General features: G+C 71.9%; 18 protein-coding genes and 1 pseudogene. 9 read left to right on the top strand and 10 right to left on the bottom strand.

Features of this window, described 5'->3' with window-relative positions; genetic code table 11:
* Nucleotides 1-72: 72 nt before the first annotated feature.
* Together ACFYO9_RS08520 and ACFYO9_RS08515 are read right to left on the bottom strand one after the other, a co-directional pair.
* Nucleotides 73-201, bottom strand: a pseudogene (locus tag ACFYO9_RS08520) (LPFR motif small protein); the annotation flags it as partial.
* A 111-nt stretch (nucleotides 202-312) separates the two neighbouring features.
* Nucleotides 313-1203, bottom strand: a complete 891-nt coding sequence (locus ACFYO9_RS08515; RefSeq protein WP_358777312.1) for a hypothetical protein — start codon at nucleotides 1201-1203, stop codon at nucleotides 313-315.
* Nucleotides 1204-1361: 158 nt separating this feature from the next.
* Between ACFYO9_RS08515 and ACFYO9_RS08510 the strand changes: the two genes are divergently transcribed.
* Nucleotides 1362-2354, top strand: coding sequence for a GlxA family transcriptional regulator (locus ACFYO9_RS08510; protein WP_358777311.1), 993 nt, complete (start codon nucleotides 1362-1364; stop codon nucleotides 2352-2354).
* A 26-nt stretch (nucleotides 2355-2380) separates the two neighbouring features.
* Nucleotides 2381-3037 carry a DJ-1/PfpI family protein gene (locus tag ACFYO9_RS08505; RefSeq protein ID WP_358777384.1) on the top strand — a complete coding sequence of 219 codons (657 nt, stop codon included), beginning with the start codon at nucleotides 2381-2383 and terminating at the stop codon, nucleotides 3035-3037.
* 53 nt (nucleotides 3038-3090) lie between these two features.
* Here the strand turns inward: ACFYO9_RS08505 and ACFYO9_RS08500 are convergent, their stop codons facing one another.
* A complete protein-coding gene (locus tag ACFYO9_RS08500) occupies nucleotides 3091-3843 on the bottom strand; it encodes an enoyl-CoA hydratase-related protein (RefSeq protein WP_358777310.1) in 753 nt (250 codons plus the stop codon).
* Between the two features lie 90 nt (nucleotides 3844-3933).
* Between ACFYO9_RS08500 and ACFYO9_RS08495 the strand changes: the two genes are divergently transcribed.
* Both ACFYO9_RS08495 and ACFYO9_RS08490 read left to right on the top strand, forming a co-directional pair.
* Nucleotides 3934-4620: an HdeD family acid-resistance protein gene (locus ACFYO9_RS08495; protein ID WP_388666188.1), complete on the top strand. Its 687-nt coding sequence runs from the start codon at nucleotides 3934-3936 to the stop codon at nucleotides 4618-4620.
* A 129-nt stretch (nucleotides 4621-4749) separates the two neighbouring features.
* On the top strand, nucleotides 4750-5250 hold the full coding sequence (locus ACFYO9_RS08490; RefSeq protein ID WP_355814327.1) for an ATP-binding protein: 501 nt from the start codon (nucleotides 4750-4752) through the stop codon (nucleotides 5248-5250).
* A gap of 34 nt (nucleotides 5251-5284) precedes the next feature.
* Here the strand turns inward: ACFYO9_RS08490 and ACFYO9_RS08485 are convergent, their stop codons facing one another.
* The 7 genes from ACFYO9_RS08485 to galE all read right to left on the bottom strand — a co-directional run bounded on the left by ACFYO9_RS08485 (nucleotide 5285) and on the right by galE (nucleotide 12830).
* Nucleotides 5285-6370, bottom strand: a complete 1086-nt coding sequence (locus tag ACFYO9_RS08485; protein ID WP_388666185.1) for an LCP family protein — start codon at nucleotides 6368-6370, stop codon at nucleotides 5285-5287.
* Nucleotides 6371-6499: 129 nt separating this feature from the next.
* Nucleotides 6500-7003, bottom strand: a complete 504-nt coding sequence (locus tag ACFYO9_RS08480; RefSeq protein WP_388666105.1) for a transglycosylase SLT domain-containing protein — start codon at nucleotides 7001-7003, stop codon at nucleotides 6500-6502.
* Nucleotides 7004-7386: 383 nt separating this feature from the next.
* Entirely contained in the window at nucleotides 7387-8262 is an 876-nt protein-coding gene (locus ACFYO9_RS08475) for a glycoside hydrolase family 16 protein (protein WP_358778817.1), read from the bottom strand.
* A gap of 241 nt (nucleotides 8263-8503) precedes the next feature.
* The gene (gene idi / locus ACFYO9_RS08470) at nucleotides 8504-9097 is read right to left on the bottom strand and encodes an isopentenyl-diphosphate Delta-isomerase (RefSeq protein WP_358778816.1); all 594 of its coding nucleotides are present in this window, start codon (nucleotides 9095-9097) and stop codon (nucleotides 8504-8506) included.
* A gap of 146 nt (nucleotides 9098-9243) precedes the next feature.
* Complete coding sequence (locus ACFYO9_RS08465) at nucleotides 9244-10500, bottom strand: bifunctional class I SAM-dependent methyltransferase/N-acetyltransferase (RefSeq protein ID WP_358778815.1); 1257 nt, start codon at nucleotides 10498-10500, stop codon at nucleotides 9244-9246.
* Between the two features lie 230 nt (nucleotides 10501-10730).
* Nucleotides 10731-11669 carry a cation diffusion facilitator family transporter gene (locus ACFYO9_RS08460; RefSeq protein ID WP_358778821.1) on the bottom strand — a complete coding sequence of 313 codons (939 nt, stop codon included), beginning with the start codon at nucleotides 11667-11669 and terminating at the stop codon, nucleotides 10731-10733.
* A 177-nt stretch (nucleotides 11670-11846) separates the two neighbouring features.
* Entirely contained in the window at nucleotides 11847-12830 is a 984-nt protein-coding gene (gene galE, locus ACFYO9_RS08455; protein ID WP_358778814.1) for a UDP-glucose 4-epimerase GalE, read from the bottom strand.
* Between the two features lie 310 nt (nucleotides 12831-13140).
* Here galE and ACFYO9_RS08450 point away from each other — a divergent pair, with 310 nt between their 5' ends.
* The 5 genes from ACFYO9_RS08450 to ACFYO9_RS08430 are packed head-to-tail and all read left to right on the top strand — an operon-like array spanning nucleotide 13141 to nucleotide 18385.
* Entirely contained in the window at nucleotides 13141-14943 is a 1803-nt protein-coding gene (locus tag ACFYO9_RS08450; protein ID WP_358778820.1) for a DUF5941 domain-containing protein, read from the top strand.
* Nucleotides 14940-15677 carry a phosphocholine cytidylyltransferase family protein gene (locus ACFYO9_RS08445; protein WP_358707186.1) on the top strand — a complete coding sequence of 246 codons (738 nt, stop codon included), beginning with the start codon at nucleotides 14940-14942 and terminating at the stop codon, nucleotides 15675-15677. Before ACFYO9_RS08450 ends, ACFYO9_RS08445 begins: the two co-directional genes overlap by 4 nt.
* Nucleotides 15665-16729: an iron-containing alcohol dehydrogenase family protein gene (locus ACFYO9_RS08440; protein WP_358778813.1), complete on the top strand. Its 1065-nt coding sequence runs from the start codon at nucleotides 15665-15667 to the stop codon at nucleotides 16727-16729. Before ACFYO9_RS08445 ends, ACFYO9_RS08440 begins: the two co-directional genes overlap by 13 nt.
* A complete protein-coding gene (locus tag ACFYO9_RS08435; protein WP_079074470.1) occupies nucleotides 16707-17486 on the top strand; it encodes a CDP-alcohol phosphatidyltransferase family protein in 780 nt (259 codons plus the stop codon). The genes ACFYO9_RS08440 and ACFYO9_RS08435 overlap by 23 nt, the downstream gene beginning before the upstream one ends.
* A gap of 26 nt (nucleotides 17487-17512) precedes the next feature.
* A complete protein-coding gene (locus ACFYO9_RS08430) occupies nucleotides 17513-18385 on the top strand; it encodes a glycosyltransferase (RefSeq protein ID WP_355814318.1) in 873 nt (290 codons plus the stop codon).
* Nucleotides 18386-18453 lie beyond the last annotated feature (68 nt).

Below are 18453 nucleotides of genomic sequence, written 5' to 3'. Positions count from 1 at the left end.
GCAGGTGGCGCCGACAGAGGGTGATCAGACCCGTCGGCCGCGCCCCATCCGTCCCGACCGTCGCCCCGCGCCCCGGCCACCCCGCCCGGCGGAACGCGAGGCTCCGCCGAACAGGCTCGCCACGGCACGGAACGGCAGGGTCACGACGGTGGCGATGGCGCCCCCGATCTGGCGCAGGACGTCCGCTATCGCACGGAACATGGCTTTCCCCTCTCGTCTCCCGGCGGGGCCGGGGTGGCCGGAGTGACGGCCAGGAGACGACCGGGTACCGCGAAGCGGCGCGACCATGCCGGAAGGGTTCGAGGAAGGTGCTCAGCCCTTGCCGAGCAGGTTCGCCGGGAAGGCGCCTGCCTGCAGCGCGGTGCCGATGAAGAGGGTGCCGAGCTCCGTGAGGCGCTCGACGCCCTCGGCGCCCAAGTGCTCGTACGGCGCGCGGTCCAGGCGGTCCGTCTCCTCCTCGATGTCCCGGCGCAGCGCCACGCCCGCCTCCGTCAACTCGCCCTCGCCGTCCAGGAGTCCGCGCCCGCGCAGCCGCTCGACGGCGGCGTCCCACTCCTCCTGGTTCCAGCCGCGGGTGGCGAAGACCCACTTGGGCGTCATGCCCTTGCCGGTGGCGGTGTGGCTCGCCAGGGCCTCGATGCCGTCGAGTTCGGCGTCGAGCAGCACGCCCACGTGTCCGTCGCCGCGGTGTTCACGGAGCAGCGTCGCCGCGTGCCAGTAGGCGAGGTGCGGGGCGTCGGGGACGGGCAGGTCGGCGTGGGCGGCGTACAGCGGGCGGGCGCCGCGGACGCAGGCCTCGGTGGCGCGCAGCGCGAGCCCGGCGGCCTCCGCCATCTCGGGCGAGGCGACGAGCTCCTCACCGAGGAGGCGCCGCAGCGTCGTGTCGACGGCGCGCAGCCGGGCCGCGCCCGCCTGCTCGGGCGTGGCCGAGCGCCACACCGCGGGCACGTGCGCGGCGACGAACTCGTACTTGTAGTTGTAGAAGGTGGCGGCCACGGTCCCGGGGCCGACGGGGCCCATCGCCGCCGCGCGCAGCGCGAAGTTGACCGCCGCGGGGTGGGTGATCCCGTACTCCTTCAGCTCCTGGGCGGAGTCGGGCGAGAAGTAGTGCGTGGAGTGCAGGGAGTTGAGCACGCTGTGACAGCGGCGGCCCGCGCGCGGGGGCAGTGCGGAGCCGGCTGGGGAGGTCGTCGAAGAGGTCATGGGGGCACGGTACCTACTGGTTGGTATGTCGTCCGTGGGGAGCCCCACACAAGGCCCGCGAAACGGGATCCGACAGAGGCCGCACGCCGGTGCCGGATGGCAGGAAAGGTGGGGTCCTCGTCATTGCGGCCATCGCTGCGGGCGCCAAGAATCGAGGCATGGAGCAGCGAACCGTCCTGGTCGTCCTCTTCGACGACGTCCAGAGCCTCGACGTCACGGGCCCCGTGGAGGTCTTCGCGGGCGTCGGACACTGCCTCGGCGACCCCGGGGGCGGCTACCGCATCCGCACCGCATCCCTGGACGGCGCCCCGGTCCGCACGTCCAGCGGCCTCACCCTCACCCCGGACTCCGCGCTGGCCGACGCCCCGGCCCCGGACATCCTGCTGGTCCCGGGTGGCATGGGGACCCGGGGCGGCGATCCGGGCCTTGTCGACTGGCTGCGCGTGCACGGCCCGCGGGCGGCACGTCTCGTGTCGGTCTGCACCGGCGCCATCCGGCTCGCCGAGGCGGGCCTGCTGGAGGGGCGCCGCGCGACGACGCACTGGGCGTACTGCGCCAAGCTGGCCAGGGACCACCCGGGCATCGAGGTCGACCCGGACCCCATCTATGTGCGCGACGGCCATGTGGCGACGTCCGCCGGGGTGACCGCGGGCATCGACCTGGCCCTCGCCCTCGTCGAGGAGGACTACGGCCGCGATGTGGCCCTCACCATCGCCCGTCACCTGGTGGTCTTCCTGCGCCGACCCGGAAACCAGGCACAGTTCAGCGTCCAGCTCGCCGCGCAGACCGCGCGGCGCGAGCCGCTGCGCGAGCTCCAGCGGTGGATCAGCGAACACCCGGCGGCGGACCTCTCCGTGGAGGCGCTGGCCGCGCGCGCCCGCCTCTCGCCCCGGCACTTCGCCCGCGCCTTTCAGGCGGACACCGGACTCACCCCGGGCAAGTACGTCGAGCGCGTCCGCGTCGAACACGCCCGCCGCCTCCTGGAGGACACCGGCGACGGCGTCGAACAGGTCTCGCGGGCCAGCGGCTACGGCACACCGGAGGCCATGCGCCGCGCCTTCGTCAAAACGCTCGGCACGGCGCCTGCCGAGTACCGCCGCCGCTTCCATCCCGCACCGGCCGGCCCAGCCACCCGTCACTCCCACCCATGACTCCCACCGATACCGATAGGACCACCATGCAGATCGCGATCGCCCTGTACGAGCGCTTCACCGTCCTGGACGCCATCGGCCCCTACCAGATGCTCAGCTCCCTGCCCGGTTACGAGACCGTCTTCGTGGCCGAGCAGACGGGGCCGGTACGCGACGACAACGGCACGCTCGCCCTCGTCGCCGACAAGTCCTTCGCCGAGGTGCGAAGCCCCGACATCGTGGTGGTGCCCGGCGGCCCGGGGCAGAGCGACCAGATGGACAACCAGGTGCTCCTGGACTGGCTCCGCACGGTCGACGCCACGTCCACCTGGACCACGTCGGTGTGCACGGGCTCGCTGGCCCTTGCCGCGGCCGGTCTCCTCAAGGGGCGCCGCGCCACCTCGCACTGGCTCGGCCTGCCCGAACTGACCCGGCTCGGCGTCGAGGCGACGGGGGAGCGGGTCGTCTTCGACGGCAAGTACGTCACCGGGGCCGGCGTCTCCGCCGGCATCGACATGGGCCTCGCCCTGGCCGGCCGGATCGCGGGTGACGAGCACGCGCAGACCGTACAGCTGCTCACCGAGTACGACCCGCAGCCGCCGTACGACGCGGGATCCCCCCAGAAGGCGCCCGCGCACCTCGTCGAGGCGTTCCGCGACGGCAGCCGCTTCGAGCAGTGGGCGCAGGAGCGGGCGGCCCGGTAGAGGGTCCGGCCCTCCCGCGCGCGTAGCGACGAGCCCGCGCACGCGGCACGATCTCAGTCGGTGGCCGCGCTCCACGTGAAGCGCGGCGGCCTGCGCTCCAGGAAGGCGGCGACACCCTCGGCGGTGTCGCCGCTGCCGCGCGCCTGCTCCGTCCAGTACGCGTCCCGGTCCGTGCGCCCCGTCGCGAACTCCTTCGCCGCCGCCTGGGTCAGCCGGGAGCGGGAGGCGAGGACCCGGGTGAACTCCGCGACCCGCTTGTCCAGGCCCCCGTCCGGCAGCACCTCGTCCACCAGACCGGTGCGCAGCGCCCGCTCCGCGTCGATCAACTCACCGGAGAACAGCAGGTACTTGGCGGTGGCCGGACCCACCAGGGAGACGAGCCGCCGGGTGGACGACGCCGGATAGACGATGCCCAGCTTCGCCGGGGTGACGCCGAACAGCGAACCCTCGTCCGCGAACCGCAGGTCGCACGCGCCCGCCAGCTGGGCGCCCCCGCCCACGCAGTACCCGCGCACCATCGCGAGCGTCGGCTTGGGGCAGGCCGCCAGGGCCTCCTCGGCCCGCACCGCGAGCTCCTGCGCCGTGCCCGGGGACTCGCGCAGCGTGGAGATGTCGGCCCCTGCGCAGAAGGTGTCGCCCGCGCCGGTCAGGACGACCGCGCGCACCGCGGGATCGGCGGTGAGTGCGTCGAACAGCGGCGGCACCTGACGCCACATGTCGGCGGTCATGGCGTTGCGCTTGGCCGGATGGTCGATGACGACGGTGGCGACGCCGTCCGTGACGGCGTGCCTCAGCTGCGGCTCCATGCGCCGGATGCTATCCGCTCCCCTCGAACGTACGATCAAGAAGGGGTGGAGGACGAAAGGCGCATACAGGGCAAGCGGACGGAGACGCTGATGCTCGGACGCAAGGACGCCGGAGCCAACAGGGGCACCACGACCGCCGGGACCGCCGGAACCGACCGAGCCGCCGGGACCGGCGGCTCCGGCGGTCAGGGCGCCCGGCTCAGCCGCAGCTTCGGCTGGCTCGCCCTGCTGGGCGTGATCCTGGCCGTGGCCGGGCTCGTCGGCCTCGTCTACACCGGCGTCGCCACGCTGACCTCGATGATCCTGTTCGGCTGGCTCCTGCTCGTCGGCGGTGTCGTCGGCCTGCTGCACGCGGTCCAGTCCCGGGGCAGCAGCTTCTTCTGGCTCGGCGTGGTGGTCGCCGCGCTGAACCTCGCGGCGGGCGTCGTGATCATCCGCAAGCCCGATGTCGCGGCGGAGGCGCTGACGATGTTCGCGGCCCTGCTCTTCCTCACCGGCGGGGTCTTCCGGTTGGTCGGCAGCCTGGTGGTACGGGGCCCGCAGTTCGCCCTGACGCTCCTGCAGGGCGCCTTCGGACTGCTCATCGGCATCCTCGTCCTCGCCGACTGGCCGAGCAGCAGCAAGTACGTCATCGGGTGTTTCTTCTCGCTGGCCCTGCTCTTCGACGGCCTGGGCCTGATCGCCACGGGCATCGGCGGGCGCCGCATCGTGAGTCTCGTACAACCTGAAGAGCGCTTGAAGAAGGAACAACAGGGGCATGAACAGTCGCAGACCTGACGACGTCATGCACCACCGGTCAAAACCCGTCGATAGTCGCTGACTTCTGGTCAGTGGAGCGGTCCGGACCAGAGCAGTCCCAACACTCGATGTGTGGCGACAATCGAGCGCAAGGACGGCGACCGGACGATGGAGAACGGCGGGAGGGTTCCCGGCCCGCTCCCGAGCGGTGATCCGGCACCGCTTCCGGGCGGTGCCGGGCCGATGCCGTACGAGGGCGTGTGGCGCTTCACCGCACCCGCCGTCGATGCCTCGGTGCCCCAGGCCCGGCACGCGGTGCGCGACCTGCTGGCCCGGCAGGGCGTGCCGGCCCCGGACGATCTCGTACAGGGCCTGCTCCTGATCGTCTCCGAGCTGGTCACCAACGCGGTGCGCCACGCGGCCCTGCTCTCGCCGATGCTCGCCGTGGAGGTGGCGGTCGGCACCGAGTGGGTCCGGGTCTCCGTCGAGGACAACCACCCCTACCGCCCGACGGCGCTGGTGGCGGACCATGGCCAGACGGGCGGCAGGGGGCTGCTGCTCGTACGGGAGATCACTCAGGAGGCGGGCGGCGCCTGCGACGTCGAGCACACCGCGAGCGGGGGCAAGGTCATCTGGGCGGCGCTGCCCCTCAGGCCCGGCGGCGTCTGACCCGAGGCTGTACGGACCGGTGGCCCGCCGGAGATCAGGAGCCCGCCGAGACCGGCGAGTCGCTCCGGTCGCCCACCGAGTCCTGGGTGGCGGACTTCGGTATCGGCCGATCCTGCCGCAGCGCGTCCCAGACCTGGTGCGACGCCTTGTCCAGCGGCTTGACCCGGCCGGAGTCCTGCGCGTCGTACGTGACCGGCATCGTCACCATGTTCGTGCGGTCCGGGCTGATGCCCTTCAGCTCCTTGGCCAGGCCGAGCAGCTTGTCCGCGGAGGCCAGACCGGAGTCGGCGCTCACCGTCTTGGTGGCGGTGTCGGCCAGGTCGTAGGAGGTGGCGGGGTCGCTGAGCGGGTCGACGGTGTTGGCGCGGTGGATCAGGGCCTTGATGAAGGCCTGCTGCAGCTGGATGCGGCCGAGGTCACTGCCGTCCCCGACGCCGTGCCGGGTGCGGACGAGCTCCAGCGCCTGCTTGCCCTTCAGCGTGTGCTTGCCCGCGGTGAGCGAGAGACCGCTGTTGTGGTCCTTGATGGCCTTGTGGGTGGTGATGTCCACGCCGCCGAGCTCGTCGATGAGCTTCTGGAACCCCTTGAAGTCGACTTCGAGGTAGTGGTCCATGCGGACGCCCGACATCTTCTCGACCGTCTTGACGGTGCAGGCGGGCCCGCCCACCTGGTACGACGAGTTGAACATGGCCTGCTGCGCGCCAGCCGTGTCGGCGCCGCCGTGGGACGGCGCGCACGAGGGCCGCTGCACCATGGTGTCGCGCGGGATGCTGACGACGGAGGCCTTCTTGTGGGTCTTGTCGACGTGCAGGACCATCGCCGTGTCGGCGCGTGCCCCGCTGACGCCCCGGCCGTACTCGCCGTGCGTCCCCGCCCGGGAGTCGGACCCGAGCAGGAGGATGTTCATCGAGCCGTCCCGCTGCTCGGCGGGCCGGTCGTGGCCCAGGGCGGCGTCGACGTCCGTGCCCTGGATGTTGCCGTTGAGGTGCTGCCAGGCGTAGGCGACGCCTCCGCCACCGACGAGCACCAGGCCCAGGGCGCCCCATGCGACGTAGCGCAGGGCCTTCTTCCGGGGCTTGCGCCGTGAGCGCCGTACCCGCGCGGGCCCGTAGTCGGGCATCGCGGGGCCGTCGGCCGAAGGCGCCGGGTGCTCGTTCCCGCTCTCGTGCGGCATGCGCTGACTCTCCTAGTGACCGGGGGGTCTGGGTGACCGAGTGGTCCAGGTCACCGTGGGTGATCGGCCGATCGCTCAGTAGGCGGAGTCGACGTTGTCGATCGAGCCGTACTTGTCGGCGGCGTAGTTCGCGGCCGCGGTGATGTTGGCGACCGGGTCGGTCAGCGAGTTTGCGGTGCCGGAGACGTGGTAGGCGTCGAAGGTCGGCTGGATGACCTGGAGCAGGCCCTTGGACGGGGTGCCGTTCTGCGCGTTGACGTCCCAGCCGTTCTGGGCGTTCGGGTCACCGGCGGACTCGCGCATGATGTTGCGGTGCAGGCCCTCGTAGGAACCGGGGATGCCCTTCGACTTCATGATGTCGAGGGACTGGCGGATCCAGCCGTCGAGGTTGTTGCCGTAGGACTTCTTGTCGGCCTTGGCGGCCTGCGTCACCGCGGTGCTCGCCTTGGTGGGCTCCGCGGCGTGGGCGGCGGAGGGCGCCACCGTCAGGGCGGCGGCCATCGCACCGGTGGTGGCGATGCCGGCGATGGAGATCTTGCGGAAGCGAGCGGCACGGTTGAGCGTCTTGGTCGTGGCCATGGGGGATTGACTCCTCAGGGGGGGGGGGGGGGGGGGACGTAGAGGGAACTCGGTCCGCAGCGGGCGACTGTGCCCGGCGGTGTCCCCGAGCTCCGGCGACGTCAGCCAGAGTTAGCGATCGCCCCCGGCGGACGCAATGGTGTGACGTACTACCCCGGTACGCAGTCGCGCCCGGCCGCAACCGGTCCAAAGTGCCCCGAACCCCCGGGGCCGCTGCCCCGAAGCACCTACTATTTCCCTTCGCATGTGATCTGACCCCTATGAGTGGCTTCACAGCCGGGGAGCCCCCGAGGTGGCGTGGGTCACCGCATGACGACGGCCCGGGCGGCCTTGGGCCGACCCGAGCCGGTCGTACGTGGTGCCCTCTTCGCGGGCGGCGGATCTCAGTTGCCGGTCGTCACATGGACGTAGTCGACGACGAGCTTCTGGGGGAAGCTCGTGCCGCCGTCGGGGTCGCCGGGCCAGTAGCCGCCGACCGCGAGGTTGAGGATGACGAAGAAGGGCTTGTCGAAGACCCACTGCTTGCCGCCCAGGTCGGCCGGGGTGCGGGTCTGGTAGACGGTGCCGTCCACGGACCAGGTGACCTTGTTCGGCGACCAGTCGACGGCGAAGGTGTGGAACTTGTCCGCGAACGCCTCGCCGCCGGGCAGCGTGTACCCCGCGCCGATCCCGCCGGAGCCGGAGTAGCCGGGCCCGTGCAGGGTGCCGTGGACCGTGCCGGGCTCGAAGCCGACGTTCTCCATCACGTCGATCTCGCCGCTCTGCGGCCAGCCCACGCTGCCGATGTCGGCGCCGAGCATCCAGAACGCGGGCCACATGCCCTGGCCACGCGGGATCTTCATCCGGGTCTCGACGTGCCCGTAGGTCTGGGTGAACTTGCCCGCGGTGTTCAGCCGGGCCGACGTGTACTCGCACCGGCCGTACCAGCACTGGTAGTTGCCGGGGTTCTCCTTGCGCGCGGTGATGACCAGGTTGCCCTGGCCGTCGAGCGCCGCGTTCTTGTTGCCGGAGGTGTAGTACTGCCGCTCGTGGTTGTTGACGTTGTCGCCCGTCTCGATCTGCCACTTACCGCCGTCGACCGCGGACCCGGCGGGCCCGTTGAAGTCGTCGGTGAACGTGGCGGCCGCGGCGGTGGCGGCGGGAGAGCGGGGCGCGGGCTCGGCCGAGGCCGACGGCAGGACGGCCAGGCTGGCCGCGCCGCAGGCCAGGGCGAGCGCGCAGAGCTTGGTGCGGCGGTGGGGGGAGAAGTGCACGGTCATCACATCGCTTCGCGTGGGGGCGGTGGCAGATGGGGCATGTGCATGTCAAGCAAGGATCGGAAGCTGAACGCTGCCGTGATCGGCCGCGCCCACTTCGTTCAGTACTTGATTTAAGGCCGACTCCCAGAGCGCGTCAAGGAGTTGGTGCGGACCAACTCCGGCCCTCTCCCAGTACTGCGGAGAGGGCCGGTGGGGCGGCCCGATGGGGCGGCCCGGTGGAGTGGTCCGGTGGGCCGGGCGGCTACCAGCCCGCCGCCGGGCCGGTCAGCTCCTTGATCGCGGGGCGCGCCGCGTCGAGCACGGTCATGAACCAGGCGGAGAACGGGTCCCGCTCGTGCCGCTCGGCCAGCTCCGCCGCCGTCACGAACGCGGTGCCGTCGATCTCGGCCGGGTCCGGGCTCAGCGCGGACTGCACCATGCCGACGAAGAGGTGGTTGTACTCCTGCTCCACGAGCCCGGACTCCGGGTCGGGGTGGTTGTAGCGCACCGTGCCCGCCTCGGCGAGCAGCGACGGCGAGACGCCCAACTCCTCGTACGTACGCCGGGCGGCCGCCGCGAAGGGCGCCTCGCCGGGGTAGGGGTGGCCGCAGCAGGTGTTCGACCAGACACCGGGGGAGTGGTACTTGCCGAGGGCGCGCTGCTGGAGCAGCAGCCGCCCCTGTTCGTCGAAGAGGAAGACGGAGAACGCCCGGTGCAACTGCCCGGGCGCCTGATGCGCGGAGAGTTTCTCCGCTGTGCCGATCGTCCTGCCGTCCTCGTCGACGAGTTCCAGCAAGATCGCTTCTCCGGTGCCGTTCGACGAGCTGTTCGCCGCGGTGGCAGGTGTGATCGGCATACCCATCCTTCGCTTCGGTCTTCGAGTGCCAAGTCTGCCGTACGTTCCGGACGCCCCCGGCACTTCGAGGACCCGCATGTCCCGCCGCGTCGGGGCGCGGACGGGACACGCGCCGGGCGCTCGCGCACGAGCGCCCGGTCAAGCGTTCAGACGCCGAAGGCGGCCGGATACTGGATCGTGCCCCGCGGCAACCGGGCGGAATCGTCGGATCCGTCCAGCACGAGCGCCATCATCGCCTCGTCGGGCACCTCGAAACCTGGCCGGATCCCGTACCCCGAAGCGGGCTCGAAACCGAAGCGCGGATAGTACGAGGGGTGGCCGAGCACCACGACGAGCCGCTCGCCCCGCGCACGCGCCGCGTCAAGCAGCGCGCGCACGACCGCCGAGCCCGCCCCGGTGCGCTGATGGGCGGGGAGCACGGCGACGGGTGCGAGCGCCAGCGCGGACGCACCGCCCACCCGGCAGCGGGTGAGCAACGCGTGCGCGGCCACCGAACCGTCGGGCGCCTCGGCGACGCACGACAGGCCGGGCAGCCAGGCCGCGGTGTCCGCGCGCAACGTGTCGACCAGATCGGCCTCCGCCCGGGTCTCGAAGGCGGCGGCGTGCACGGCGTGCACCGCGGCGACGTCGGCGCAGGTCTCCGGCCGGGTCGGCCAGGAGTCCGCCCGCCGCAGGACGTAGCCGGTGTAGCCGTACTCCGTACCGTGCTCACCCCGCATCGCGATCTCCTCGCGGGTGGCGACCAGCGCCTCGGCCATGCCGGGGGCGTCCGGATCCGCGCCGTCCGCGCGGGCGCCCAGTGGTCCGTAGTACTCCTCCCAGTCGGACTCGGGCTGCCGGTACGTGCCCAGCACGGCGTACCCGGCGGCCGTGGCGGCCCGGATGTTCTCCTCGCCGGTCCGCAGCGGGTAGTGCCGGGCCCAGAAGGCGCGGGCCGGCGCGGACGGCTCGGCGACGGTCCACTCGCACTCGGTGAGGACGAGCGCCCCGCCGGCGGTGAGCAGCCGCCGCCAGGTGCGCAGCGCGGTGTCGAAGCCGATGGCGTAGGCCGAGCTCTCGGCCCAGACCAGGTCGAACGAGCCGTCCGGAAAGGGGAGTTCGGCCATATCGGCGCGGACGGCGGTGATCGAGCCGACGAGCCCGCGGGCGTGCGCGGCGGCCCGGAGTTCGTCGAGGAACGGCTCGTGCAGATCAGCGGCGGTCACCTCGGCGCCGGCCTCGGCGGCGAGGAGGAGCGCGGACCTGCCGGGGCCGCAGCCCAGGTCCAGGACGCGGGGCCGCTCGGGCAGCGCGCCCGCGAGGGAAAGCAGCCGCCGCGAGGTGGTGTCGGAGCCGGGACCCTGCCGGGGCAGCCCGTGGTGCAGGGCGAAGAAGGCGTGGTGGATGGAGGTGTGGTCGGTCACCGTGGAGTTCCTTGAGTGGGAGGACCCGCGGACCGTCGTACGTGTGCGGTACGAGGCGTACGTGTGGTGTACGCGTCGTACGTGTGCCGTACGGGAGGTCAGACGCGCGTCCGGAGCGTGGGGATGCACGTGTCGCCGCGCAGAACGGCGCCGGTCACGGCAGTCATCAACCCACCTCCACGGAAGTCAGGAACGCGGGCCACGGTAGCACCGACAGTGACGACAGCGCCTCAGTGGCAGAGCTTGGCCTCGTGCTCCGCGTGGCCGCTCGGCTCCAGCTGGAAGGTGCAGTGCTCGACGTCGAAGTGGTCGCCGAGGCAGCCCTGCAGCTCGTGCAGCATCTTCTCGTGGCCGATCGAGTCGAGGGTGTGGGAGCTCACCACGACGTGCGCGGAGAGCACCGGCATCCCCGAGGTGATGGTCCAGGCGTGCAGGTCGTGGACCTCCTCGACGCCCGGCAGGTCGAGTATGTGGGCCCGCACCTCCGCCATGTCGACCCCCTTGGGCGCCGACTCCAGGAGCACGTTCAACGTCTCCTTGAGGAGCTTGACCGTACGCGGGACGATCATGAAGCCGATGACCAGCGAGGCGATCGGGTCCGCGGCCTGCCAGCCGGTGAGCATGATCACGCCCGCCGCGATGATGACGGTGACGGAGCCGAGGGTGTCCGCGACGACCTCCAGGAAGGCGCCGCGCACATTGAGGCTGTCCTGCTGCCCGCGCATCAGCAGCGACAGCGAGATCAGGTTGGCGACGAGACCGAAGACGCCGAAGTAGACGGCGAGAGCACCCTCCGTCTGCGCGGGCGTGATGAACCGCTCCACCGCCTCGTACAGCACATAGCCGCCGACACCGAGCAGCAGCAGACAGTTGGCCAGTGCGGCGAGGATCTCGGCGCGGGCGTAGCCGAAGGTGCGGTTCTCGGTGGGCGGCCGGTTGGCGAAGTGGATCGCGAGCAGCGCCATGCCGAGCCCCAGGGCGTCCGTGGCCATGTGCGTCGCGTCCGCGACGAGCGCGAGCGAGTCCGCGAGGACACCGCCCACGATCTGGGCCAGCATGACCGTGATCGTGATGGCGAGGGCGATGCGCAGCCGCCCCTTGTAGGCGTGGGCCGCCGTCCCCGTGGCCGGTGGCCCGTGCGTGTGTCCGTGATCGTGCCCAGCCCCCATGGAGCCGCCTCCCGAGTCGGTCATCGGTTCTGCCGTTCGCTGGTCGCGGACCACAGTGAACTACGGGTGGGGGGTATCTGGCAACGCGGCACTGAACACCGTTGTCATCTCCCTGACCTGCGAAAATGGCAATGATTGCCGGGAAGGGGAGGGGTGCAGGTCAGGGCGCCATGACGATCAGTCGCGGCGCGCGTCGGGATGGTGCAGACACCATCCCTCCCAGGCCGACTCGACCATCTCGCGGACCCCGCGCCGGGCCGTCCAGCCGAGCTCCTCGGCGGCCAGCCGGGCATCGGCCACCGCGCGCGGGGAGTCACCGGCTCGGGCCGTCTCCACGCGTGCGGGCCGGGTGTCCCCGCTCACCTCGCCGATGAGGGTGACGAGTTCGCGTACGGAAACGCCGCGCCCCCGGCCGATGTTCACCGTCAGATCGCCCTCCGCGCCGCCCGCGAGCCGCCGCGCCGCCGCCAGATGGGCCTCGGCCAGGTCGGACACGTGCACGTAGTCGCGGACGCACGTGCCGTCCGGCGTCGGGTGGGTGTCGCCGAAGATGCGCGGCGCCTCGTCGCGCCGCAGCCGGTCGAAGACCATCGGGATCACGTTGAAGACCCCGGTGTCCGCGAGCTCCGGCGCCGCGGCGCCCGCCACGTTGAAGTAGCGCAGGCACACGGTCCCGATGCCGTGCGCCCGCCCGGCCGCCCGCACCAGCCACTCACCGGCGAGCTTCGTCTCGCCGTACGGGCTGACCGGGACGCAGGGGGCGTCCTCCGGCACGAGCTCCGCGTCCGGCGGATCGCCGTACACCGCGGCCGAGGAGGAGAAGACGAACCGCTTGATGCCCGCCTCGGCGACCGCATCGAGGAGCGTCGTCAGGCCGCCCACGTTCTCCCGGTAGTAGCGCAGCGGCTGCTCCACCGACTCCCCGACCTGCTTGCGGGCCGCGAGGTGCACCACCCCGCGGACGCCGTACTCGGCGAAGACCCGGCGCAGCAGCTCCCCGTCCAGCGAGGAGCCCTTCACCAGCGGCACGTCCGCGGGGAGCCGCTGCGGCACCCCCGACGAGATGTCGTCCAGTACGACGACGTCCTCCCCGGCACCGGCCATGACCCGCGCCACATGTGCCCCGATGTAACCCGCTCCGCCTGTGATCAGCCATGTCATGGGCGCCCACCCTAAGCGAACCCCCGCCCGCGCCGACCGGCCCGGTGCGCCGGTACAGACGGGCGCTATGCGGGCAAGCCGGGCACCGTACGGGCGCGGTTTGTGGCCGCGGCCCCCCATCCACCATGATGATCGCCAAGGCCGAGGCCCTCGCAGGCCGCCCTGAGCGGGGCGTGAACGGGTGATGAACGCCCGCTTCCCATCATCCGATAGCCTCTGCCGACGTGCCGCCCGGCCGCTGTGGCCAGGGGCGCTCCCCTTACGCATGTGCCCGGCGCGAGCCGCGCCGGTACTCAAGGAGTGAGTTCGTCTGTCGACCGCCATCCTCACCGGTCAGCCGGTCCCCGGGTCGCCGCTCGAAGGCGATCTGCGGTCCCTGGGCTTCGACGTGCGGGTCGCCTCCGACGCGGCGGACGCCGAGACGCTGCTCGCCGCCGTCCCCGGTGACCAGCGGGTCGCCGTCGTCGACGCGCGCTTCGTCGGCCACGTCCACGCGCTGCGCCTGGCCCTCACCGACCCCCGCTTCGCCGCCTGCGCCGTGCCCGGCGCCGTCACGGCCAAGCCGGAGGCCCGCGCCGAGCTGACCCGGGCCCTGCGCGCGAGCGCCGGCACCGCGGGCGCCGTCGTCACGCTCGACGCGCTCCCGGACGACATCGCCTCCGCCATGGAGTCCGGCGCCACCGACGTGCACCGCCCCGACCTCGGCACCCTCGTCGCCACCGTGCCCAGCGACCCGCAGTCCAGGAACGAGGCGCGCCAGGCCGTCGCCGCCGTGGACGACGAGGCGGTCCGCCTGCGCACCGCGGTCAAGTCGCGGGACGGCTTCTTCACCACGTACTGCATCTCCCCCTACTCGCGCTACATCGCCCGCTGGTGCGCCCGCCGGGGCCTGACCCCGAACCAGGTCACCACCGCCTCGCTGCTCACCGCCCTGATCGCGGCGGGCTGCGCGGCGACCGGCACGCGCGGCGGCTTCGTCGCGGCGGGCCTGCTGCTCCTCGTCTCCTTCGTCCTCGACTGCACGGACGGGCAGCTCGCCCGCTACTCCCTGCAGTACTCGACGCTCGGCGCCTGGCTCGACGCGACCTTCGACCGGGCCAAGGAGTACGCGTACTACGCGGGCCTCGCGCTCGGCGCGGCCCGCGGCGGCGACGACGTGTGGGCGCTCGCGCTCGGCGCGATGGTCCTGCAGACCTGCCGGCACGTCGTGGACTTCGCCTTCAACGAGGCGAACTCCGACAGCACGGCCGCCAACACCAGTCCCACCGCGGCCCTCTCCGACAAGCTCGACAGCGTCGGGTGGACGGTCTGGCTGCGCCGGATGATCGTGCTGCCCATCGGCGAGCGCTGGGCGATGATCGCGGTGCTCACCGCCGTCACCACCCCCCGCATCACGCTCGTCGTCCTGCTCATCGGCTGCGCGCTGGCCGCCTGCTACACCACCGCGGGACGCGTCCTGCGCTCGGTGACCCGCAAGGCCGCCCGCACCGACCGTGCCGCACTCGCCCTCGCCGACCTCGCCGACAACGGCCTGCTCGCCGACTCGTTCGCCGCCCTGAAGCGCGGATGGCCGCTGCCCGCGCCCGTCATCGCCTTCATCGGCGGCGCGGCGGTCGTGGCGGTGGGCGCCTTCACCTCCTACGGCAGCCCGTGGGTCGTCGTCGCCGCCGTGGTCCACGTCGTCCTCAGCGGCCTCGCGCTGTCCCGGCCCCTCAAGGCCCCCCTCGACTGGCTGGTCCCGCCGTTCTTCCGCGCGGCGGAGTACGGCACGATCCTGGTCCTCGCGGCCGACGCCGATGTGAACGGAGCGCTTCCGGCGGCTTTCGGGCTCGTGGCCGCGGTCGCCTACCATCACTACGACACGGTGTACCGCATCAAGGGCGGCACCGGCGCGCCCCCGCGCCGGCTGGTGCGATCGATCGGCGGCCAGGACGGCAGGACCCTCGTGGTCGCGCTGGCCGCGACCCTGCTGCCCGCCTCGGATTTCACCGTCGCGCTCACGGCACTCGCCGTGGCCGTGGCACTCGTGGTGCTCGTCGAGAGCATCAGCTTCTGGGTGACCGCTCACAAGCGTGGCGCACCCGCCGTACACGATGAAGGAGAACCCGCATGATCGGCCTCGTCCTTGCCGCAGGCGCCGGACGGCGTCTTCGTCCCTACACGGACACGCTGCCCAAGGCTCTGGTGCCCGTCGACGGGGAGACCACGATCCTCGACCTGACGCTCGGCAACTTCGCCGAGATCGGTCTGACCGAGGTCGCGATCATCGTCGGCTACAAGAAGGAAGCCGTCTACGAGCGCAAGGCGGCCCTTGAGGCGAAGTACAACCTCAAGTTGACCCTGATCGACAACGACAAGGCCGAGGAGTGGAACAACGCCTACTCCCTGTGGTGCGGCCGTGACGCCATCAAGCACGACGTGATCCTCGCCAACGGCGACACCGTGCACCCGGTCTCCGTCGAGAAGACGCTGCTCGCCGCCCGCGGCAACGGCCAGAAGATCATCCTCGCCCTCGACACGGTGAAGCAGCTCGCCGACGAGGAGATGAAGGTCATCGTCGACGACGCCAAGGGCGTGCAGCGCATCACCAAGCTGATGGACCCCTCCGAGGCCACCGGCGAGTACATCGGCGTCACCCTCATCGAGGGCTCCGCCGCCGACGAGCTCGCCGACGCGCTGAAGACCACCTTCGAGCGCGACCCCGACCTCTACTACGAGGACGGCTACCAGGAGCTCGTCAACCGCGGCTTCAAGGTCGACGTGGCCCCGATCGGCGACGTCACGTGGGTCGAGATCGACAACCACGACGACCTCGCCAAGGGCCGGGAGATCGCGTGCCAGTACTGACGAGGCTCATCCCCTCGCCGGTCGTCGTCGACATCCGGCCGGGGGCACTCAACGACCTGGCCGGGGTCCTCGCCGACCAGCGGATCTGCTCGTCGACCGGCAAGCTCGCCATCGCCATCAGCGGCGGCTCCGGCGCGGTCCTGCGGGACCGGCTGATGCCCTCGCTGCCCGGCGCCGAATGGTTCGAGGTGGGCGGCGGCACCCTCGACGACGCCATCAAGCTCGCCGACGCCATGAAGAAGGGCCGCTACGACGCCGTCGTCGGCCTCGGCGGCGGCAAGATCATCGACTGCGCCAAGTTCGCCGCGGCGCGCGTCGGCCTGCCGCTGGTCGCCGTCGCGACGAACCTGTCGCACGACGGCCTCTGCTCGCCGGTCGCGACCCTCGACAACGACGCGGGCCGCGGCTCGTACGGTGTGCCGAACCCCATCGCGGTCGTCATCGACCTCGACGTGATCCGTGAGGCCCCCGTCCGCTTCGTCCGCTCCGGCATCGGCGACGCGCTGTCCAACATCTCCGCGATCCGGGACTGGGAGCTCGCCGCCCGCGAGCGCGGCGAGGACATCGACGGTCTCGCGGCCGCCATGGCCCGCCAGGCCGGCGAGGCCGTGCTCCGCCACCCCGGCGGCGTCGGCGACGACGCCTTCCTGCAGGTCCTGGCCGAGGGTCTGGTCCTCACCGGCATCGCGATGTCCGTGTCGGGCGACTCCCGCCCGGCGTCCGGCGCCTGCCACGAGATCAACCACGCCTTCGACCTCCTCTTCCCCAAGCGCGCCGCCAGCCACGGCGAGCAGTGCGGTCTGGGCGCGGCCTTCGCGATGCACCTGCGCGGTGCCCGCGAGGAGTCGGCGTTCATGGCCTCGGTGCTGCGCAGGCACGGCCTGCCCGTGCTGCCGGAGGAGATCGGCTTCACCGTGGACGAGTTCGTGCAGGTCGTGGAGTTCGCTCCGCAGACCCGGCCGGGCCGCTACACGATCCTCGAACACCTCGACCTGTCCACCGACCAGATCAGGGACGCATACGCCGACTATGCAAAAGCCATCGGTAGCTGAGCTCCGCCCGGTTGTTCACCCTCCGGGGGTGAAGGACCGGCGGAGCGGCGAACACTGGGCCGGCCGGCTCTACATGCGCGAGGTCTCCCTGCGCATCGACCGGCACCTGGTGAACACGAAGGTCACGCCCAACCAGCTGACCTACGTGATGACCGTGGCCGGCGCCCTCGCCGCCCCGGCCCTTCTGGTGCCGGGGATCACGGGCGCCGTGCTCGGTGTGCTCGCGGTCCAGCTCTATCTGCTGCTCGACTGTGTCGACGGCGAGATCGCCCGCTGGAAGAAGCAGTACTCGATGGCCGGGGTCTACCTGGACCGGGTCGCCGCCTATCTGTGCGACGCCGCGGTCCTGGTCGGCTTCGGGCTGCGCGCCGCCGACATCTGGGGCTCGGGCCGCATCGACTGGCTGTGGGCCTTCCTCGGCACCCTTGCCGCGCTCGGCGCGATCCTGATCAAGGCCGAGACCGACCTCGTCGGCGTCGCCCGTCACCAGACGGGCAAGGAGCCGGTCAAGGAGTCCGCGGCCGAGCCGCGCTCCTCGGGCATGGCGCTGGCCCGCAGGGCCGCCGCCGCGCTCAAGTTCCACCGGCTGATCCTCGGGGTCGAGGCGTCGCTGCTGATCCTGGTCATCGCGTTCGTGGACCAGGCCAGGGGCGACCTGTTCTTCTCGCGTCTGGGCGTCGCCGTGCTCGCGGGCATCGCGCTGCTGCAGACCCTGCTCCACCTCGTGTCCATCCTCGTGTCGAGCAGGTTGAAGTGAGCACCCCGAGCACCCCGGCAGAGCAGCTGAAGGTCGGCGCCGTCATCATCACGATGGGCAACCGGCCCCAGGAGCTGCGCGCCCTCCTCGACTCGGTCGCCAAGCAGGACGGCGACCCGGTCGAGGTGGTCGTGGTCGGCAACGGCGCCCCCGTGCCCGAGGTCCCCGCCGGCGTCCGCACCGTCGAACTGCCCGAGAACCTCGGCATCCCCGGCGGCCGCAACGTCGGCATCGAGGCCTTCGGGCCCGGCGGCACCGACGTCGACATCCTGCTCTTCCTCGACGACGACGGTCTCCTCGCCACCATGGACACGGCCCAGCTGTGCCGCGAGGCGTTCGCCGCCGACCCGGAGCTCGGCATCATCAGCTTCCGCATCGCGGACCCGGACACGGGGGAGACCCAGCGCCGGCACGTGCCGCGGCTGCGGGCCTCGGACCCGATGCGCTCCTCGCGCGTGACGACCTTCCTCGGCGGCGCCAACGCCGTCCGTACGAAGGTCCTCGCCGAGGTCGGCGGCCTGCCCGGCGAGTTCTTCTACGCGCACGAGGAGACCGACCTCGCCTGGCGCGCGCTGAACGCCGGCTGGATGATCGACTACCGCTCCGACATGGTCCTCTTCCACCCGACTACGGCCCCCTCGCGGCACGCGGTCTACCACCGCATGGTGGCCCGCAACCGCGTCTGGCTGGCCCGTCGCAACCTCCCCGCGCCGCTGGTCCCGGTCTACCTCGGCGTCTGGATGCTGCTCACCCTCGCCCGGCGCCCCTCGGGCCCGGCCCTGAAGGCCTGGTTCGGCGGCTTCAAGGAGGGCTGGACCACGCCCTGCGGACCGCGTACACCCATGAAGTGGCGTACCGTGTGGCGGCTGACCCGACTGGGACGACCTCCTGTCATCTGACAAGCTCGGATCTGAGAGCATCGGGCCGTACCCCGGTCCCTGGCCCACGCCTATGCCCGACCGGCTGC

The organism is Streptomyces sp. NPDC005863, assembly GCF_042871345.1.
Taxonomy (GTDB): Bacteria; Actinomycetota; Actinomycetes; order Streptomycetales; family Streptomycetaceae; genus Streptomyces.
The sequence above is the reverse complement of the archived record's forward strand: the minus strand, read 5'-3'. Positions and strand labels throughout refer to the sequence as shown.

Coding starts and splice junctions, on each gene's coding strand:
- ACFYO9_RS08485 (WP_388666185.1), bottom strand. CDS start 6,370: ATGCCCGACTACGGGCCCGCGCGGGTACGGCGCTCACGGCGCAAGCCC.
- ACFYO9_RS08475 (WP_358778817.1), bottom strand. CDS start 8,262: ATGACCGTGCACTTCTCCCCCCACCGCCGCACCAAGCTCTGCGCGCTC.
- ACFYO9_RS08515 (WP_358777312.1), bottom strand. CDS start 1,203: ATGACCTCTTCGACGACCTCCCCAGCCGGCTCCGCACTGCCCCCGCGC.
- ACFYO9_RS08445 (WP_358707186.1), top strand. CDS start 14,940: ATGATCGGCCTCGTCCTTGCCGCAGGCGCCGGACGGCGTCTTCGTCCC.
- ACFYO9_RS08480 (WP_388666105.1), bottom strand. CDS start 7,003: ATGGCCACGACCAAGACGCTCAACCGTGCCGCTCGCTTCCGCAAGATC.
- ACFYO9_RS08495 (WP_388666188.1), top strand. CDS start 3,934: ATGCTCGGACGCAAGGACGCCGGAGCCAACAGGGGCACCACGACCGCC.
- ACFYO9_RS08460 (WP_358778821.1), bottom strand. CDS start 11,669: ATGGGGGCTGGGCACGATCACGGACACACGCACGGGCCACCGGCCACG.
- ACFYO9_RS08490 (WP_355814327.1), top strand. CDS start 4,750: ATGGAGAACGGCGGGAGGGTTCCCGGCCCGCTCCCGAGCGGTGATCCG.
- ACFYO9_RS08505 (WP_358777384.1), top strand. CDS start 2,381: ATGCAGATCGCGATCGCCCTGTACGAGCGCTTCACCGTCCTGGACGCC.
- ACFYO9_RS08435 (WP_079074470.1), top strand. CDS start 16,707: ATGCAAAAGCCATCGGTAGCTGAGCTCCGCCCGGTTGTTCACCCTCCG.
- galE (WP_358778814.1), bottom strand. CDS start 12,830: ATGACATGGCTGATCACAGGCGGAGCGGGTTACATCGGGGCACATGTG.
- ACFYO9_RS08500 (WP_358777310.1), bottom strand. CDS start 3,843: ATGGAGCCGCAGCTGAGGCACGCCGTCACGGACGGCGTCGCCACCGTC.
- ACFYO9_RS08510 (WP_358777311.1), top strand. CDS start 1,362: ATGGAGCAGCGAACCGTCCTGGTCGTCCTCTTCGACGACGTCCAGAGC.
- idi (WP_358778816.1), bottom strand. CDS start 9,097: ATGCCGATCACACCTGCCACCGCGGCGAACAGCTCGTCGAACGGCACC.